This is a genomic window from Mammaliicoccus sciuri (assembly GCF_002901825.1).
GTDB lineage: Bacteria > Bacillota > Bacilli > Staphylococcales > Staphylococcaceae > Mammaliicoccus > Mammaliicoccus sciuri.
The window spans coordinates 236486-253638 of sequence record NZ_PPQD01000034.1 but is presented as its reverse complement, the minus strand read 5'-3'; the positions used below and the strand labels follow the sequence as shown (position 1 = coordinate 253638).

General features: G+C 32.9%; 13 protein-coding genes and 1 other RNA gene. All 14 read right to left on the bottom strand.

The window, feature by feature from the left end:
• Positions 1–44: 44 nt before the first annotated feature.
• The gene (locus CD035_RS12645) at positions 45–812 is read right to left on the bottom strand and encodes a tRNA threonylcarbamoyladenosine dehydratase (protein ID WP_048539653.1); all 768 of its coding nucleotides are present in this window, start codon (positions 810–812) and stop codon (positions 45–47) included.
• 53 nt (positions 813–865) lie between these two features.
• A non-coding RNA gene (gene ssrS, locus CD035_RS12640) (6S RNA) lies at positions 866–1058 on the bottom strand.
• A 57-nt stretch (positions 1059–1115) separates the two neighbouring features.
• Positions 1116–2888 (bottom strand): aspartate--tRNA ligase, encoded by a 1773-nt coding sequence (gene aspS / locus CD035_RS12635; RefSeq protein ID WP_048539652.1) that lies wholly within the window; start codon positions 2886–2888, stop codon positions 1116–1118.
• The gene (gene hisS / locus CD035_RS12630) at positions 2888–4153 is read right to left on the bottom strand and encodes a histidine--tRNA ligase (RefSeq protein ID WP_048539651.1); all 1266 of its coding nucleotides are present in this window, start codon (positions 4151–4153) and stop codon (positions 2888–2890) included. Before hisS ends, aspS begins: the two co-directional genes overlap by 1 nt.
• Before the next feature lie 322 nt (positions 4154–4475).
• Positions 4476–5348: an N-acetylmuramoyl-L-alanine amidase gene (locus CD035_RS12625; protein ID WP_048539650.1), complete on the bottom strand. Its 873-nt coding sequence runs from the start codon at positions 5346–5348 to the stop codon at positions 4476–4478.
• A complete protein-coding gene (gene dtd, locus CD035_RS12620; RefSeq protein WP_048539649.1) occupies positions 5345–5797 on the bottom strand; it encodes a D-aminoacyl-tRNA deacylase in 453 nt (150 codons plus the stop codon). Before dtd ends, CD035_RS12625 begins: the two co-directional genes overlap by 4 nt.
• Before the next feature lie 13 nt (positions 5798–5810).
• Positions 5811–8000, bottom strand: a complete 2190-nt coding sequence (locus CD035_RS12615; protein ID WP_025904255.1) for a RelA/SpoT family protein — start codon at positions 7998–8000, stop codon at positions 5811–5813.
• A gap of 119 nt (positions 8001–8119) precedes the next feature.
• Positions 8120–8638 carry an adenine phosphoribosyltransferase gene (locus CD035_RS12610; RefSeq protein ID WP_025904256.1) on the bottom strand — a complete coding sequence of 173 codons (519 nt, stop codon included), beginning with the start codon at positions 8636–8638 and terminating at the stop codon, positions 8120–8122.
• Entirely contained in the window at positions 8638–10932 is a 2295-nt protein-coding gene (gene recJ, locus CD035_RS12605; protein WP_048539648.1) for a single-stranded-DNA-specific exonuclease RecJ, read from the bottom strand. The genes CD035_RS12610 and recJ overlap by 1 nt, the downstream gene beginning before the upstream one ends.
• Before the next feature lie 299 nt (positions 10933–11231).
• Positions 11232–13523 (bottom strand): protein translocase subunit SecDF, encoded by a 2292-nt coding sequence (gene secDF, locus CD035_RS12600; RefSeq protein WP_048539647.1) that lies wholly within the window; start codon positions 13521–13523, stop codon positions 11232–11234.
• A 169-nt stretch (positions 13524–13692) separates the two neighbouring features.
• Positions 13693–13956, bottom strand: a complete 264-nt coding sequence (gene yajC, locus CD035_RS12595; RefSeq protein WP_025904259.1) for a preprotein translocase subunit YajC — start codon at positions 13954–13956, stop codon at positions 13693–13695.
• Positions 13957–13968: 12 nt separating this feature from the next.
• Positions 13969–15108, bottom strand: a complete 1140-nt coding sequence (gene tgt / locus CD035_RS12590) for a tRNA guanosine(34) transglycosylase Tgt (protein WP_048539646.1) — start codon at positions 15106–15108, stop codon at positions 13969–13971.
• A 15-nt stretch (positions 15109–15123) separates the two neighbouring features.
• The gene (gene queA / locus CD035_RS12585; RefSeq protein ID WP_048539645.1) at positions 15124–16149 is read right to left on the bottom strand and encodes a tRNA preQ1(34) S-adenosylmethionine ribosyltransferase-isomerase QueA; all 1026 of its coding nucleotides are present in this window, start codon (positions 16147–16149) and stop codon (positions 15124–15126) included.
• A gap of 16 nt (positions 16150–16165) precedes the next feature.
• Entirely contained in the window at positions 16166–17146 is a 981-nt protein-coding gene (gene ruvB / locus CD035_RS12580) for a Holliday junction branch migration DNA helicase RuvB (RefSeq protein WP_372587809.1), read from the bottom strand.
• Between the last annotated feature and the right edge of the window lie 7 nt (positions 17147–17153).

Below are 17153 nucleotides of genomic sequence, written 5' to 3'. Positions count from 1 at the left end.
GGCTGGACGTATCCAGTCTCATTTTTTATTATCAAAGCTGCTAGCTATTTATCTTTGATTCTTTTTACTGGGATATCTTTCAAAATATCATTCACAACATAGCTTGCACAAATTAACCCAACAACGCTTGGTACAAAAGCATTAGATGATGGTGGCATTTGCGCCTTTCTAACTTTTGCGTTTTTATCGCCTACAACTTCTTTTACATCTTCTCTTATCATAATAGGACTTTCATCACTAAATACAACATTAATACCTTTATGAATGCCCATTTTTCTTAATTTTAGACGTATAATTTTTGCCATAGGATCAGTATGTGTTTTAGAAATATCAGCTATTTCAAATTTAGTAGGGTCTGTTTTGTTTGCAGCACCCATACTTGAGATAACATCGATACCTCTTTCTAAACACTCTTTCATAAGATGAACTTTATACATGATTGTATCACTAGCATCTACAAAATAATCAATGTCGTATTCATTAAATAAAGCTTCGTAAGTTTCTTCAGTATAGAACATATGCAATGAAGTGACTTTACAATCAGGATTAATTAATTTAATACGCTCTTCCATTAAATCTACTTTTGATTGACCAATTGTTGTTGTTAAAGCATGTAATTGTCTATTTACATTTGTGATATCTACATCATCTTTATCTATTAATATGATATGACCAATATTAGTTCTCGCTAATGCTTCAGCAGCAAATGAACCTACACCGCCTACACCAAGGACAACTACTGTTTTACTTTTTAATAAATCTAAGCCTTCTTTACCAATCGCTAATTCATTTCTTGAAAATTGATGCTTCATCATTATTTACTCCTTTACACAAAAATACGCAAGACATAAAGTCTTGCGTACCGATAGAATCCAATTGTGCCGTAATATTAAGTGCTAGATCATTTTGGCCTGCTATATACAGGTGGGTGCCCTGTTTCTTATTTTGCATGTCCTCCTTACGAGGCGTATGCGCTATTAAGAAAACCAATTAGGCTCCCTTGATCAAAAGTGTTAGGTCAAAATATAAAAAGCTTATTACGAACACTTCAGATGACTACCTTATAAATTTATTCTATCATACTTCTTCTAAATAACAAGTATTTATACTTTTAATTATTTTTCATCTAAATCAAGTTGCAAATGTAATTCATGTAACTGGCTCGTAGATACTTCACTTGGTGCATCCGTTAATAGACAAGAAGCACTTGCTGTTTTAGGGAATGCAATTGTATCTCTTAAGTTTGTTCTACCTGACAATAACATAACTAATCTGTCTAGACCTAATGCAATTCCGCCATGTGGTGGTGCACCATATTTGAACGCTTCAATTAAGAATCCAAATTGTTCTTGTGCTTGTTCTTCTGTAAATCCAAGCGCTTTAAACATTTTTTCTTGAAGTTCTGATTTATGAATTCTAATAGATCCTCCACCTAATTCAAAACCATTTAAAACAATATCATACGCATTGGCTTCAACATTTGTTGGATCATTTTCAAGCATTTCTTCATGTTCTTTTTTAGGTGCAGTAAATGGATGATGCGCTGCAACATAACGTTCTGATTCTTCATCGTATTCAAATAATGGCCAATCTGTTACCCATAAGAAATTATATTTATTTGGATCAATTAAACCACGATCTTTACCAAGTTTATTTCTTAACTGCGCTAAACTTGCTGCTACGACATCTTTTTTATCTGCTATAAATAATACTAAGTCTCCAGCTTTAGCTTCAGTTTGGTTTAATAATTCAGCTGTAATGTCTTCATCAAAGAATTTACTAATCGGACCATTTAAGCCTTCTTCTGTTACTTTAACCCACGCTAAACCTTTAGCACCATAAATACTTGCAAATGATTGTAATTGGTCGATATCTTTTCTAGAGTAGTCAGACGCACCATCTTCAACAACGATTGCTTTAACTTCTCCACCATTTTCAACTGCAGATTTAAATACTTTAAAGTCCATTTTTGAAGCAAGTTCTGATAAGTTAATCAGTTCCATACCAAATCTTGTATCTGGTTTATCAATTCCGTATCTTTCCATTGCTTCAGCGTATGTCATACGTGGAAATGGTGTTGTAATATCAATACCTTTTACATCTTTCATGATGCGTTTCATAAGACCTTCATTCATTTTGATAACGTCTTCTTGATCAACAAAGCTCATCTCGATATCGATTTGCGTAAATTCAGGTTGTCTATCCGCTCTTAAATCTTCGTCTCTAAAACATTTAACGATTTGATAGTATTTATCAAATCCACCAATCATTAATAATTGTTTAAATATTTGTGGAGATTGAGGTAAAGCATAGAACTCTCCATCATGTACACGAGATGGTACTAAATAGTCTCTTGCACCTTCTGGTGTAGATTTAGTTAATACAGGTGTTTCTACTTCGTAAAACTCAGCTTCATCTAAGTAATTTCTTACTGCACGTGTAATTTGATGTCTCATTTTAAATGTTTGAGCTAAACTTTCTCTTCTTAAGTCGATATAACGATATTTTAATCGTACATTTTCGTCAATATCATTCATATCTATTATTGAAAATGGCGGTGTTTCAGATTCATTTAAAATTGTAATTTCAGAAACTTGTACTTCGACTTTACCAGTCTTGATTTTGTCATTAATTGATTTTTCATCTCTTTTAGTTACTAAACCTTTAACTTGAATGACATATTCAGAACGGATTTTCTCAGCAACACTTAAAGCTTCTTGAGAGAAATCTGGGTTAAAAACGATTTGTACAACGCCTTCGCGGTCACGTAAATCAACAAATATTAAACCACCTAAGTCACGTCTTTTTTGTACCCAACCATTTAAAGTAACCGTTTGACCAATATATTCTTCAGTTATTTTACCAGCATATGTTGTTCTTTTTTCCATTATGATTCCACCTTTAAATAATTCTCTAATTCTGACAATGAAACAAGTGTCTTTTCACCAGTTTCCATATTCTTAACTTCTACTTCTTGTTTTTCTAATTCATTTTCACCTAATACAATCGTGTATCTCGCATTTAATCTATCCGCTTGTTTCATTTGACCTTTTAATTTACGTTGTAAATAGTCTTTATCACAACTAATACCAGCCATTCTTAATTGATTGATTAATTGAACTGAAAGTCTATCCGCTTCTTCACCCATTGTCGCGATAAATAAGTCGATTGAATCTTCTTCTTCGATTTCAATACCTTCAGCTTCAAGTGCTAGTAGCAAACGTTCAATACTTAATGCAAAACCTATACCTGTTTCTTTTGGACCATCAAGTAATTCTAGTAAGCCGTTATATCTACCGCCACCACATAAAGTAGTAATAGCACCAAATCCTTCAGCATTACTCATCACTTCGAATGCTGTGTGAGTGTAATAATCTAAACCACGCACTAAATTCGTATCTATTTCATACTCGATACCAAGTTCGTCTAATAAACTTTTAACATCTTCGAAATATTGTTTAGAATAGTCATTTAAGTATTCCGTAATTTTAGGTGCATTTTTAACAGCTTCTTTATCACGGTCTACTTTACAATCCAATATACGCATTGGATTTGTGTGTAATCTACTTTGACAATCGCTACAGAAAGTATCAATTACTGGTTCAAAATGCGCTTGTAATGCTTTCGTGTAATCAGCTCTTGATTCTGCATCACCAATACTATTGATGACTAATTTTAAGTCTTTCAATCCGAAAGATTTGTAAATGTGTACGAGCATTGAAATAATTTCAACATCAATAGAAGGATTTTCTGATCCAATCGCTTCTACACCAAATTGAACAAATTGACGATAACGCCCTTTTTGTTTTCTTTCATATCGGAACATTGGACCATTGTAATAAAGCTTTACAGGTTGATTTGGTTCACCTTGCATTTTGTTTTCGATGTAACTTCTAACAACACCTGCAGTACCTTCAGGTCGTAATGTAATGCTTCTATCACCTTTATCTTTAAAAGTATACATTTCTTTTTGTACAACATCTGTTGAATCACCAACACCTCTACTAAAAAGTTCAGTACTTTCAAATATTGGTGTTCTAATTTCTTTATAATTATATATTCTCATTAACTCATGTAATTTGTTCTCAATGTATTGCCATTTATAAGTATCTTTTGGTAATAAATCTTGTGTACCACGTGGTATATTAATCATAATATTTCCTCCTTTAAAATATAAAAAGTCCCTTGTATGCATATACATACAAGGGACGAATTATCCGTGTTGCCACCCTAATTAGTATTTAATGATTCATTAAATACTCACTTAACAACATTGTAACGGATGTTAACCGATCTTATTTTCGTAAGATTCCCTCTTCTTGTGTTCAAAAATATACGCAGTATTCATATAACTTTCAGCAAATGTTATACTCTCTGTTTCCTACTATAACGGTATACTATTCAAGAATAAACGGTATATAATCTATTTCATAATTTATATTAATATTAAACCCATAATCTGTAGTAGTCAATATCTAATTTGAAAAGTAAACTTTCAAACCGTCAACAATCCCTGTTTCTACAATGTGTCTATATTTTCTATCAACAATTAAATCTTCATCTGTAGGGTTACTAATATAACCTAACTCTAACAATACTGCAGGCATTTTAGTTTGACGAATCACTTGGAAGTTTTCGTTTCTTACGCCTCTATCAGATAGTATGGATTTTTGATTAATTGAAGTTTGTAACGTATCTGCAAATTCTTTTTGAGAATCATGATGGTAATAAACTGTTAAACCATGTGGTGCTGATGAATCTAACGCATCATTATGGATACTTATAAAGACATCTCCATCACCTTGTCTATCTTTTAATTTAACATATTCATCTTTTGTTCTCGTCATTTTCACTTTAGCGCCTTCAGTTTCAAGCATTTCTTTAAGCTCTTTTGCAGTTTTTAATGTAATGACTTTTTCGGTTACATCTTTATGTTTTGAACTCGATGCGCCTTGGTCACTTCCACCATGACCAGGATCTAATATAATCACTTTTCCTTTTAATGGTTTTAATACTGGATTAACATCTTCTTTAATATCAAGATTTGTATGCCAACCAGCAATCCAGCCTTTTTCATTTTGATCATTTTTGACTTCAAACCATTTTCCTTCTCTGTCTGTTATATCAAAACTATCTCCTTTTTTTACATCAAAGATAATTGGATAATAAGCGGCAGGTCCAGTTCTTAACTCACCATCTTCTTTCATAGATAGTGTTTTAGGTTCGTCCTCTTTAGGAATCAATAAATAAATAATAATGATTAACAAAACAATCAGTAAAATGGCAACACTGATGACAGGAACAGGCTTTATTCTCCTCTTTTTAAACCATAAATTAATTCGGTTCATTGAATGTTACCATCCTTACTTTCGAATATAATCGTAATTGGTCCATCATTGATTAATGACACATCCATATGTGCGCCAAACTCTCCTGTTTTCACGTTAATGTTATAAGATGCTAACTGTTCATTAAAATATTCATATATCTTTAATGCTTCATCTGGGCTTTTAGCATTCGTAAATCCAGGTCTATTCCCTTTTTTTACTGAAGCATATATTGTAAATTGTGATATCGACAAGATTTCACCACCGACTTGGTGTATATCTAAATTCATTTTACCTTCTTGATCTTCAAAAATTCTTGTCTTTGCTATTTTCTTAGCGATAACATCTGCATCTGCATAAGTTGATTCTTGTCCAACACCTACTAATAATAAGAATCCTTGTTGAATTTCATTTTGAGTATTTTCAGACGTTACTTTAGCTTGGCTTACTTTTTGTAGAACAACTTTCAAAAAAATTCACCTCTTAATTCCATACACGACTTACTGTATAAATATCGCCTAATTGTTTAATTCGATCAACAATTCTATATACGTCATTCACATTTTTAACCATTACGCTAATGTTAATAACTGCATTTTTATCTATATCAGCTTTACCTGAAACTTTTACTAATTGTACTTTAATTGCATTCACAACTTGAAGTACTTCGTTTAATAATCCATTTCTGTCGTAACCTGTAATTTCTAAATCTACTTGATAATTTTTTTGTTCATTTGTATTTTTAACCCATTCAACATCGATTAATCGTTCATTTTCATTAACGATGTTCGGGCAATCTTTACGATGAACTTTAACGCCATGACCTTTTGTAATATAGCCAATGATTTCATCACCAGGTATTGGATTACAACATTTTGAAAGTTTAATAAGCATGTTATCTAAACCTTCGACATAGACACCAGTATCTGTTCTAATATCTTGTTTAATTGGAATGGATTTATTGACTTCTTGCACTTGATTAAGCGATTGTTTCTTACGTTCAAGTCTTAGCTTTTCAGTAAGTCTGTTAACAGCTTGTAAGGCAGTTATGCCACCAAAACCAACTGCAGCATATAAGTCATCTTCATTTGAAAAATTATATTTTTCGTTAACAAGTTTAATGTTTTCAGCATTTAATACTTCATCTACATTGTATCCATGCTCTTTAATTTCCGCTTCAATCATAAATTTACCTTTTTCAATATTGGCAGAGCGGTCTTGTTTCTTAAAGAAACTGCGGATTTTACTTTTCGCACTTGAAGATCGGACGATTTTTAACCAATCTCGACTTGGCCCATATGAATGTTTACTCGTTCTAATCTCGACAATATCACCAGTAGATAACTTATAATCGATAGGAACGATTTTGCCGTTAACTTTCGCACCAATCATTTTATTACCTACTTCACTGTGAACAGCGTATGCAAAATCAATTGGAACTGCTCCATATGGTAATTCAACAACATCACTTTCAGGTGTAAAGACATACACTTTATCACTTTGAAGGTCATATTTTAATGATTCCATAAATTCTTCTGCATCAGGTGAAGTATTGTCAGTTTCAGCTATTTCCTGTAGCCAACTCATTTTTTGTAAATATTCTTCTGATTTATTGCTTAAATTTTTACCTTCTTTATATGCCCAGTGAGCTGCAACCCCATGTTCTGCAATTTCATGCATTTCAAATGTTCTGATTTGAATCTCTAAAGGATCTCCATTTGGACCAACGACTGTAGTATGCAGCGATTGATACATATTCTGTTTAGGCATCGCTATGTAATCTTTAAATCGACCAGGCATTGGTTTCCATAATGTATGGACAAGACCTAGCACAGCATAACAATCTTTGATTGAAGGGACAATCACTCTTATTGCAAGTAAGTCAAAAATTTGTTCGAATTGTTTTTTCTGTTTGACCATTTTTCTATAAATACTATAGATATGTTTAGGTCTACCACTTATGTCGCCAGAAATATTCATAACTTCCATTTCAGACTCTATATCTTTAATCGCATTCGCAATATATGTTTCTCGTTCGCTTCTTTTCTTTTTCATCAGATTAACAATTCTAAAATATTGAACACTATCAATATATCTTAATGAAATGTCTTCAAGTTCCCACTTAATTGTATTGATACCTAATCTATGCGCAAGTGGTGCATAGATTTCTAACGTTTCTTTAGCAATACGTTTTTGCTTTTCTTTAGGCATCGCTTTTAAAGTACGAACATTATGTAATCTATCTGCTAATTTAACTAATATAACTCGGACATCTTTAGCAATCGCTATAAATAATTTTCTATGATTTTCAGCTTGTTGCGTTTCTTTAGATTTATATTTAACTTTTTTTAATTTTGTAACACCATCTACAATTATAGCTACTTCTTCATTAAACATTTCTACCAAATCATCATACGTATAAGGTGTATCCTCAATTACATCATGAAGGAATCCAGCAACTATAGTTGGACCATCCAATTTCATTTCGGTTAAAATACCCGCTACCTGAATAGGATGCATGATATATGGCAAATTATTTTTTCTAATTTGTCCTTGATGTGCTTTAAAAGCCAAATCATAACTCTTTTCTACTAAACGATATGCATCTTCAGATAAGTAACTTTTAGCTTTATATAAAACATCATCAGCACTGTATGGATATTCTTTATTCATAGGGACACCACCTCTTCAAATAAAATTCTCTTGAATATTACTATTATAGCAATTTTCAATAGTAATATGCCACCGTTAATTATAATTATTAAAAATAAAATAGCCACAATGTGACTATTTTATTCATCGTATGAAATTAACGAAACAACATCGTAACCTTTTAATTTTTCAATGCCGTTTAAATATTTAAGTTCAATTAAAAATGCAATACCCACTACAATTCCACCTAATGATTCTACTAAGTGAATTGCCGCTTCAATTGTACCACCTGTTGCTAATAAATCATCAGTAATCAATACACGTTGACCAGGTTTGATTGCATCTTTGTGCATTGTTAACACATTTGACCCATACTCAAGATCATATTCATAACGAATCACTTCACGAGGTAATTTTCCTTCTTTACGTACTGGTGCAAAGCCAATACCCATTGCATATGACACAGGACAACCAATAATAAATCCTCTTGCTTCTGGTCCTACTACGACATCAACTTGTTTGTCTTGAGCATATTGTACGATTTGGTCAGTGGCATATTTGTATGCTTCACCATTATCCATAATTGTCGTGATATCTTTAAAGTTAACACCTTGTTTTGGCCAATCTTGTACTTCTGAAACGTATTGTTTTAAATCCATTATACTTCCTCCTCAACATCACTTAACAATGAATGTATCCAATTGATTAATGATTGGCTATCATTGTACAACAATGTCTTTTCTATTTCTATTTGTTGTTTTCTTGCTTGATATAACGGTGCGTTTTGTATGTCATTTTTTCCCGCATCTTGATTTATTTCAATTATACCATGATTCATTGTAATAAAGTTTAACTCATAAAAGCAATTCAAAATGAATTTCAATTGATCAGGTTTAATTTTTAAAGCTTCACATAATTTCATACCATCATTTTGAATATTGGTTGATTGATTCATATATAAAGCTTTATAAGCTTGCTTGAACTTTTCATCACTTGGAATACCTTCAAAGTATGAATTGGTTTGCCCTTTAAATACTAAATAATATTTTTCGGCTTTAATATTAGATAAAGTTTGTTTGAATGTTTCTAAATCTTGTGGTAAATCTCTCAGCACACACGTTTCGACTTCATTTGGATACGTATCACCATAATGTATATATTGCTCATTTATTTTCTCGGATGAAGGGTTAATCACAAACAGTGCATTGTCTTGATCAATTTTTAACAAGTCCTGTTTATTTTTACTTCTATAATCAAAAATAGCATGATCATTACTCAACGCTAAATCTTTAAGAATAATTTGTGGAGATTGATGTCCATTCCATTCATTAACATTTAAACTACCTGCAACATTAATTGTCGTATCATTTGAAATATCATGAATGAGATGTCCAGCATTCCAATGTAAAGCTGCAATATTTTTGTCTGTTAATGTTAATTTAAGATGTTTATTTCCTTGACCAATACCTTTAACAGATTTGACCGGAACATTACTAATTGAAAATAGTGGCGCTAATAAATCTGTACCAAAAGGTCTTAATCTTTCTAAATCAAATATGTTCTCAACCGTAATATCTGAAGTTTCTATTTCTGCATCAACGATTAACTGCGGTAATAATTTTTTACCTTCTGTTATTTTGTGCATATCTTGATTCAAAGCTTTCTTCAATGGTTCAATCGCGTCAATATCTAATGTCATACCAGCCGCCATATGATGGCCACCAAATTTACGAATCAAATCGCTATGGTTTGTTAGAAATTCAAACATTGAAACTTGTTCAATACTTCTAGCAGAACCTTTCGCGTGATTTTGCTCTATATCCACATTTAATACAATTGTTGGTAAATGATACTTCTCAACTATTCTTGAAGCCACAATACCTAATACACCTTCATTCCAATCTTCTTTTGCAAGTATTAGAAATTGGGCATTTTGTTGCATTTCAATTTCAGCTAGCTCCATTGCTTCATTCGTAATATTTTCAACAATTGCTTTACGTTCTGTATTAAATTGGTCCACTTCTTCAGCTAAGAACATCGCTTCATCGTCATCATCGCTCATAAGCAATTCTCCAGCTAATCGAGCATCATCTAATCTACCAACTGCGTTCAGACGAGGTCCGATAATAAAGCCGACTGTTTGTTCACTTACTTCATCCGTAAAATCAGCTACGGACAATAAACTTTTTATCCCTGGTAAAGGTTGTTCATTCAAAATGCGCAACCCTTGTTTAACCATATATCTATTTTCATCCGTTAAACTCACTAAGTCGGCAATCGTACCGATAGCAACTAAACCTAAGAACGCATCTGGTATATCTGTTTTAAGTGCTTTAGAAAGTTTATATGAAACACCCACTCCAGCTAAATATTTAAATGGATAATTAAAATCAGGGTGCATAGGGTGAACAATCGCATATGCATTCGGCTTTGTTTCGCCAAATTCATGATGGTCTGTCACAATCACATCAATACCAAGTTCATTGGCAATATCAATTTCATGATGACCTTGAATACCATTATCCACTGTAATGATAAGAGACACACCTTCATCATGTGCATTTCTAAATGCCGCTTCACTCGGTCCATATCCTTCAGTAAATCTATTAGGAATATACCAACCTACAGTAGCTCCCATTGACTCTAAAGTCTTGACGAGAATCGTTGTAGATGTAACTCCATCTGCATCATAATCACCATATACTAATATTCTTTCATCATTTTCAATAGCTTTATGTATTCTCGAAGTTGCCTTTTCCATATCACTTAGTAACATCGGATCGTGGAATAACACTTCATTAGATAATAAACTTTCAATTTGCTCTTCAGACGTATAGCCTTTTGAAATTAAAGTTTTTTCTAAAAGTGGTGAAATTTTATATTTTTTTATGATTTGTGGATCAATATTTTGATTGAGCTCTGATTTTTTCCATTGATAACAAGCTTTAGTCATATCAAATCTCCTCATTTCTACTCAAAACATTATACATGAAATATCGTACTTTCTCTACTAAACAAATAAAACATAAGCAAAGAGTCAGGTTGTAAAAAGATTCAGCGGTTAGTTACACTTCGACCTACTTTTGTTACTAACTGCCTCCTTAGTTACAATTCGACCGACTTTTGTTACTATGGGCACGCTTAGTTACATTTCCCCGTACTTTTGTAATCATGACCCCTAAGTTAAACCTTTATCATTTACTCTAAACAAAAAAGCACCTGCCCTTTTACTAAGGACAGGTACACGATTTATTAAACTAATATTTTTTCATCGTTTGATTTTTTCTCAGTATATACAACTAATTTACCATTTTCTGATTTTTTAAGTTGTCGTTTTTTCAAGATACCCCATAAAGGTACTGCGACGAATACTGATGAGAACACACCGGATACTAAACCGATTAATAGTGCTAATGAGAAGTTGAAAATACTTGATGAACCAAGTATTAATAATGCGACAACTACTATAACAACTGTTAATACGGTATTGATTGATCTTGTCATCGTTTGTCTAATAGATGAGTTAACAATCATATCAATAGTTTCTGGTTTCGTTATCACTTTCACTTTACGTAAATTTTCCCTTACGCGGTCAAATGTAACGATCGTGTCATTAATTGAATAACCAATTATTGTTAGAACTGCTGCAATGAATGTAATATCCACTTCGAGTCTGAATAAACTGAATACAGCTACAATCATAAACACGTCATGTAATAATGCAAGCACTGCAGTTGTACCCATTCTCCATTCAAATCTAAAGGATACGTATAAAACAATTCCTAGTGCTGCATAAAGCATTGCTTTTAATGCGTTTCCAGCTAACTCTTGACCAACAACTGGTGAAACCGTACTTACGTTTGGATCATGACCCAATGATTTACCAAAGTCAGATTTAACTTTTTGTATTTCAGATTTGTTTAATGCATCTTTAAATTGTACAGTTGCCATTTTGTTTCCAGTTCCACTTGTTGTAACTTGTGATGGTTCTAATCCCATATCTTTAAACTGTTTTGAAACTTGTTCAGTCTTGATAGTTTGATCAGATTGTAAGTCAACACGTGTACCACTAGTGAAATCAATACCTAAATTTAATCTAAATATTGATACGATGATGGCACCAACAATTATCGTAATAATACTAAATGTTAATAATGGTTTAGCAAGTTTTACGAAATTAATTTTGTCATAGACTGTTCTTAAATCATGAACATCTAATCTTTCACTAATATCATGTCTATCTTTCTTAGAAACACCAAACCAATTATATTTTTTCTTGAAGTAGTTTGAGTTTACTAATAATGCTAATAATATTCTTGTGAAGAATACTGAAGTTACGAAACTCATAAGAATCGCAAGTAATAACATTGTTGCGAAACCTTTTACTGAACTTTCACCAAATACGAATAATACGAGCGCTGCTAAAATTGTTGTTAAGTTAGCATCTAATATTGTAATAAATGAAGAACCAGAACCTTTTTTAAAGGATTGTTGTAGTGTCCTTCCTATCCGCAATTCATCTTTTATCCGTTCGTACATGATGATGTTAGCATCAACGGCCATACCTACACCTAATACTAAGGCAGCAAGTCCGGGCAATGTTAATACCCCTGAAATAAAGTTAAATGCTACTAATGTTAAGTAAACATAAGCACTTAATGTAATGACAGCTACAACACCAGGTAATCGGTAGTAAATGAGCATGAATAAGAATATAATACCTACACCTATTGAAGAAGCAAGTACTGTTTCATCTAATGCATCTTTACCGAATTGTGCACCTACTGATGTAGAATAAACTTCATCTAATTTAACAGGTAGTGAACCTGAGTTTAATAAATCTGCAATTTGTTTTGCTTCTTTAACACCTTTTTCACCATTGAATCCACCAGAAATTTCAACATTTTCTGAATTGATTGGTTGGCTTACAGTTGCTGCAGAAATATATTTCGGTTCTTTACCTTCTTGTTCTTTCTTAGCTTCTTTAGCGTAACTGTCTCCTTTTTCATAGTCCATCCAAATGACCATTAAATTAGGATTCATTTTAGAAACTTTTTCAGTTACTTCTTTGAACTTTTTAGCATCTTTTAGTTTAAGAGTAACGGCTACTTCGTTTGTATTGTCTTTAAAGCCTTGCTTAGCGCCACCTTGAACTAAATCTTTACCAGATAGTAAAACTCTATCCTTTGCATCTCTGATCGTTAAATTCGCTTGTGTAGAAAGTACTTCACGAGCTTCATTCTGGTCTTTAATACCAGCTAATTGAACTCGAATTCGATTACCTTCTTCAACTTGAATTTTCGGCTCAGAAACACCTAATACGTTTACACGTGACTCTAAAGTCTTTGCAGTAGATTTAACCGCATCATTATCAATCTTATCACCTTTGTCTAAAGGATTAACTTGATATAAAACTTCAAAACCACCTTGTAAGTCTAGACCTAAATTTACATTCTTTGTTATATCTTTTGTTGTTGATCCTATTAAGCTAAAAACCAACACTGCAAGAAGTAAAAAGGCTATAATTCTACTCCGCTTTTTCACGATAACACCTCTTACATATTTTTAATTCACTATATATGTTATAGCATACATCAACTATAGTTGAATAGCCATAACATTCATGTATGAAAAAAAGACATGGATAACCATGTCTTTTAACATTAAATATGATACATAATATTAAACCAATTTCCTTAAAAAGTAAACTGTTTTATGAAGGGTCTACTTGTTTAATAGCTGGTTTTTCAAATGTAATTTCGTGTCCTTTATCGTTAACAGAAACAACAACGATAGACTCATCTACTGCTCTAACAGTACCTTTGATACCGCCGATTGAAGTTACTTTTTGACCAACTTCTAAACGGTTTAATAATTCACGATGTTCTTTTGCACGCTTTTGTTGTGGTCTAATCATTAAGAACCAAACAAGCGCAAAAATTAAGATAATAGGTAATAATTGTACTAATACTTCCATATTCAATCTCCTTTAAAAGTTTTTGGGGTTATCTACATTTAGTCCATACTGCTCGAAAAATTCATCTTTGAAATCAAGTAATCGATCTTCTCTTATTGCTTGGCGAATGTTCTCCATAAGTTTTAATAAGAAATACAAATTATGATATGTAGTAAGACGAATTCCAAATGTTTCATCTGCTTTAATCAGATGACGCAAATATGCTTTAGTATAGTTTCTACATGTATAACAATCACACTCTGGATCAAGCGGAGATAAATCTTGCTGATATTTAGCATTTTTTATAACGACTCTACCTTGAGATGTCATACAAGTACCGTTTCTAGCTATACGTGTAGGTAATACGCAATCAAACATATCGATGCCCCTAATAGAACATTCGATTAATGCGTCTGGAGAACCAACTCCCATTAAATATCTTGGTTTATTAAATGGCATTAATGGCGCTGTATGTTCAACCATTCTGTACATGACAGGTTTAGGTTCACCAACAGACAAACCACCAATAGCATAGCCAGGAAAATCAAGTGAAACGAGGTCTTTAGCACTTTGCTCTCTAAGATCCTTATATTCTCCACCTTGGATAATACCAAATAAAGCTTGATCTTCAGGGCGACGATGAGCTTCTAGACATCTTTCCGCCCATCTTGATGTTCTCTCAATTGAATTTTTTACATATTCATATTCAGATGGCATTGGAGGGCATTCATCAAACGCCATCATAATATCTGAACCAAGATCATTTTGAATATGCATCGCTTTTTCAGGACTTAAGAACAATTTAGAACCATTTAAATGATGTCTAAAATGTACACCTTCTTCTTCGATTTTTCTCATATCACTTAAACTGAATACTTGAAAACCTCCAGAATCAGTAAGTATAGGTCCATCCCAATTCATAAACTTATGTAATCCACCCACTTTAGAAATGATATCACTTCCAGGTTGTAACCACAAATGATAGGTATTACTAAGTATAATTTTTGCTTCCATCTGTTTAAGTTCTTCAGGGCTCATTGTCTTAACTGTTGCTTTAGTTCCAACAGGCATGAACATAGGCGTTTCAAATGAACCATGAGGTGTATGCACAATCCCTAGTCTTGCACCTGATTGCTTACAAGTCTTAATGTGCTCGTATGTTACTGCAGGCATAATGTTGCTCCTTTTCTATATTAAAATCATTGCATCTCCGAAACTAAAAAATCTATACTTTTCTTCAACTGCATGTTTATATGCATTTAAAATATGTTCTCTAGTCGATAGTGCGGATACTAGCATGATGAGAGTTGATTTTGGTAAATGGAAATTGGTAATTAAACCATCTATCGCTTTAAACTCATATCCCGGATAAATAAATATGTCAGTCCAACCACTTTCTTCAACAAATTGGTCATTTTTAGAACGAATTGTCTCTAGTGTTCTTGTAGACGTTGTACCTACAGATATTATTTTATGACCACTTGCTTTTACACAGTTTAATAATTCAGCCGTTTCAGCAGTCATTTGGTAGTATTCTGAGTGCATTTCATGATCATCTATATTATCTACACTGACTGGTCTAAATGTACCCAAACCAACATGTAACGTAATAAATGCAATGTGTACACCTTTATCAGCAATTTCTTGTAATAAATGTTCAGTGAAGTGTAAACCTGCTGTAGGCGCAGCTGCAGACCCAACTGCTTTAGCATAAACTGTTTGATATCTATCTTGGTCGTCTAATCGTTCTTTAATATATGGTGGTAAAGGCATTTCACCAAGCTCATCTAATCTTTCTTGTAAGATACCTTCGTATGAAAGTTTCATAATGCGTCCACCTTGATCAAGTTCTTTGATACAAGTCGCAATGATTTTACCTTCTCCAAATGAAACAGATTGACCAACTCTTATACGTTTAGCTGGTTTAATTAATACTTCCCATTCATTATCTTCTTGTTGCGTTAGCATCAGCATTTCTACTTTTGCACCAGTTTCTTCTTTTAAGCCAAACAATCTTGCTGGCATGACTTTCGTATCATTTAATACTAAACAGTCACCTGGTGAAAGTTGATTGACAACTTCTTTAAACGTTAAATCTTCTAATTCACCTGTAGCTTTATTACATTTTAATAACCTACTGCTCTCTCTATCTAACAGTGGTGTTTGTGCAATTAATGATTCAGGTAAATCAAAATCGAAATCTTCAATATTCACAAACTTTGCCTCTTTCCTAATCCATTTTAATGTCGAAGTGATCATAACTTAAAGCAGTAGCACGACGACCTCTTGGCGTTCTTTCTATAAACCCTTTTTGGATGAGATAAGGTTCATAAACGTCTTCAAGTGTTACACGTTCTTCACCTATCGTGGCTGCTATCGCATCTAATCCAACTGGACCACCTTTATAATTATTCAGGATACAGTGCATAATTTTATAATCTATATGGTCGAGTCCTTCTTCATCTACTTGTAGTAAATCTAAAGCATGCTTTGTAATATCCATAGAAATAGCTTCGTCACCTTCTACTTGAGCAAAGTCACGCACTCTACGTAATAAACGATTGGCTATACGAGGTGTTCCTCTACTACGTTTCGATAATTCAACTGTACTATTTTGATCAATATCTACTTCAAATACTTCAGCAGTACGTTTTATGATTTCTTGCAAACTATTATCATCGTAATATTCTAATCTAAGGTGCACACCAAAACGATCTCTCAAAGGTGCTGAAAGGCTCCCTACACGTGTTGTTGCACCTACTAGCGTAAACGGTGGTAAATCAATTCTAATACTTCTAGCTTCTTCACCTTTACCAACGACGATATCTAAGAAGAAATCTTCCATAGCAGGGTATAACACTTCTTCAACAACTCTGCTTAATCGGTGTATCTCATCAATGAAAAGTACATCCCCAGGTTGTAACGCAGAAAGTATGGCTGCTAAATCGCCAGGCCTTTCAATAGAAGGTCCACTTGCAGTTCTTAAATTAACATTCATCTCATTAGATATAATATGAGCTAAAGTCGTCTTCCCTAAACCAGGTGGACCATAAAGTAAACAATGATCTAAAGGTTCTTCCCTTAACTTAGCCGCTTTAATAAATATATCTAAGTTTGATTTAATATTATTTTGACCAATATATTGATTTAAAGTATCTGGTCTTAATGAAAGTTCACTTTGGAAATCATCTTCGTGTCCATGTTCATCCATTAATCGC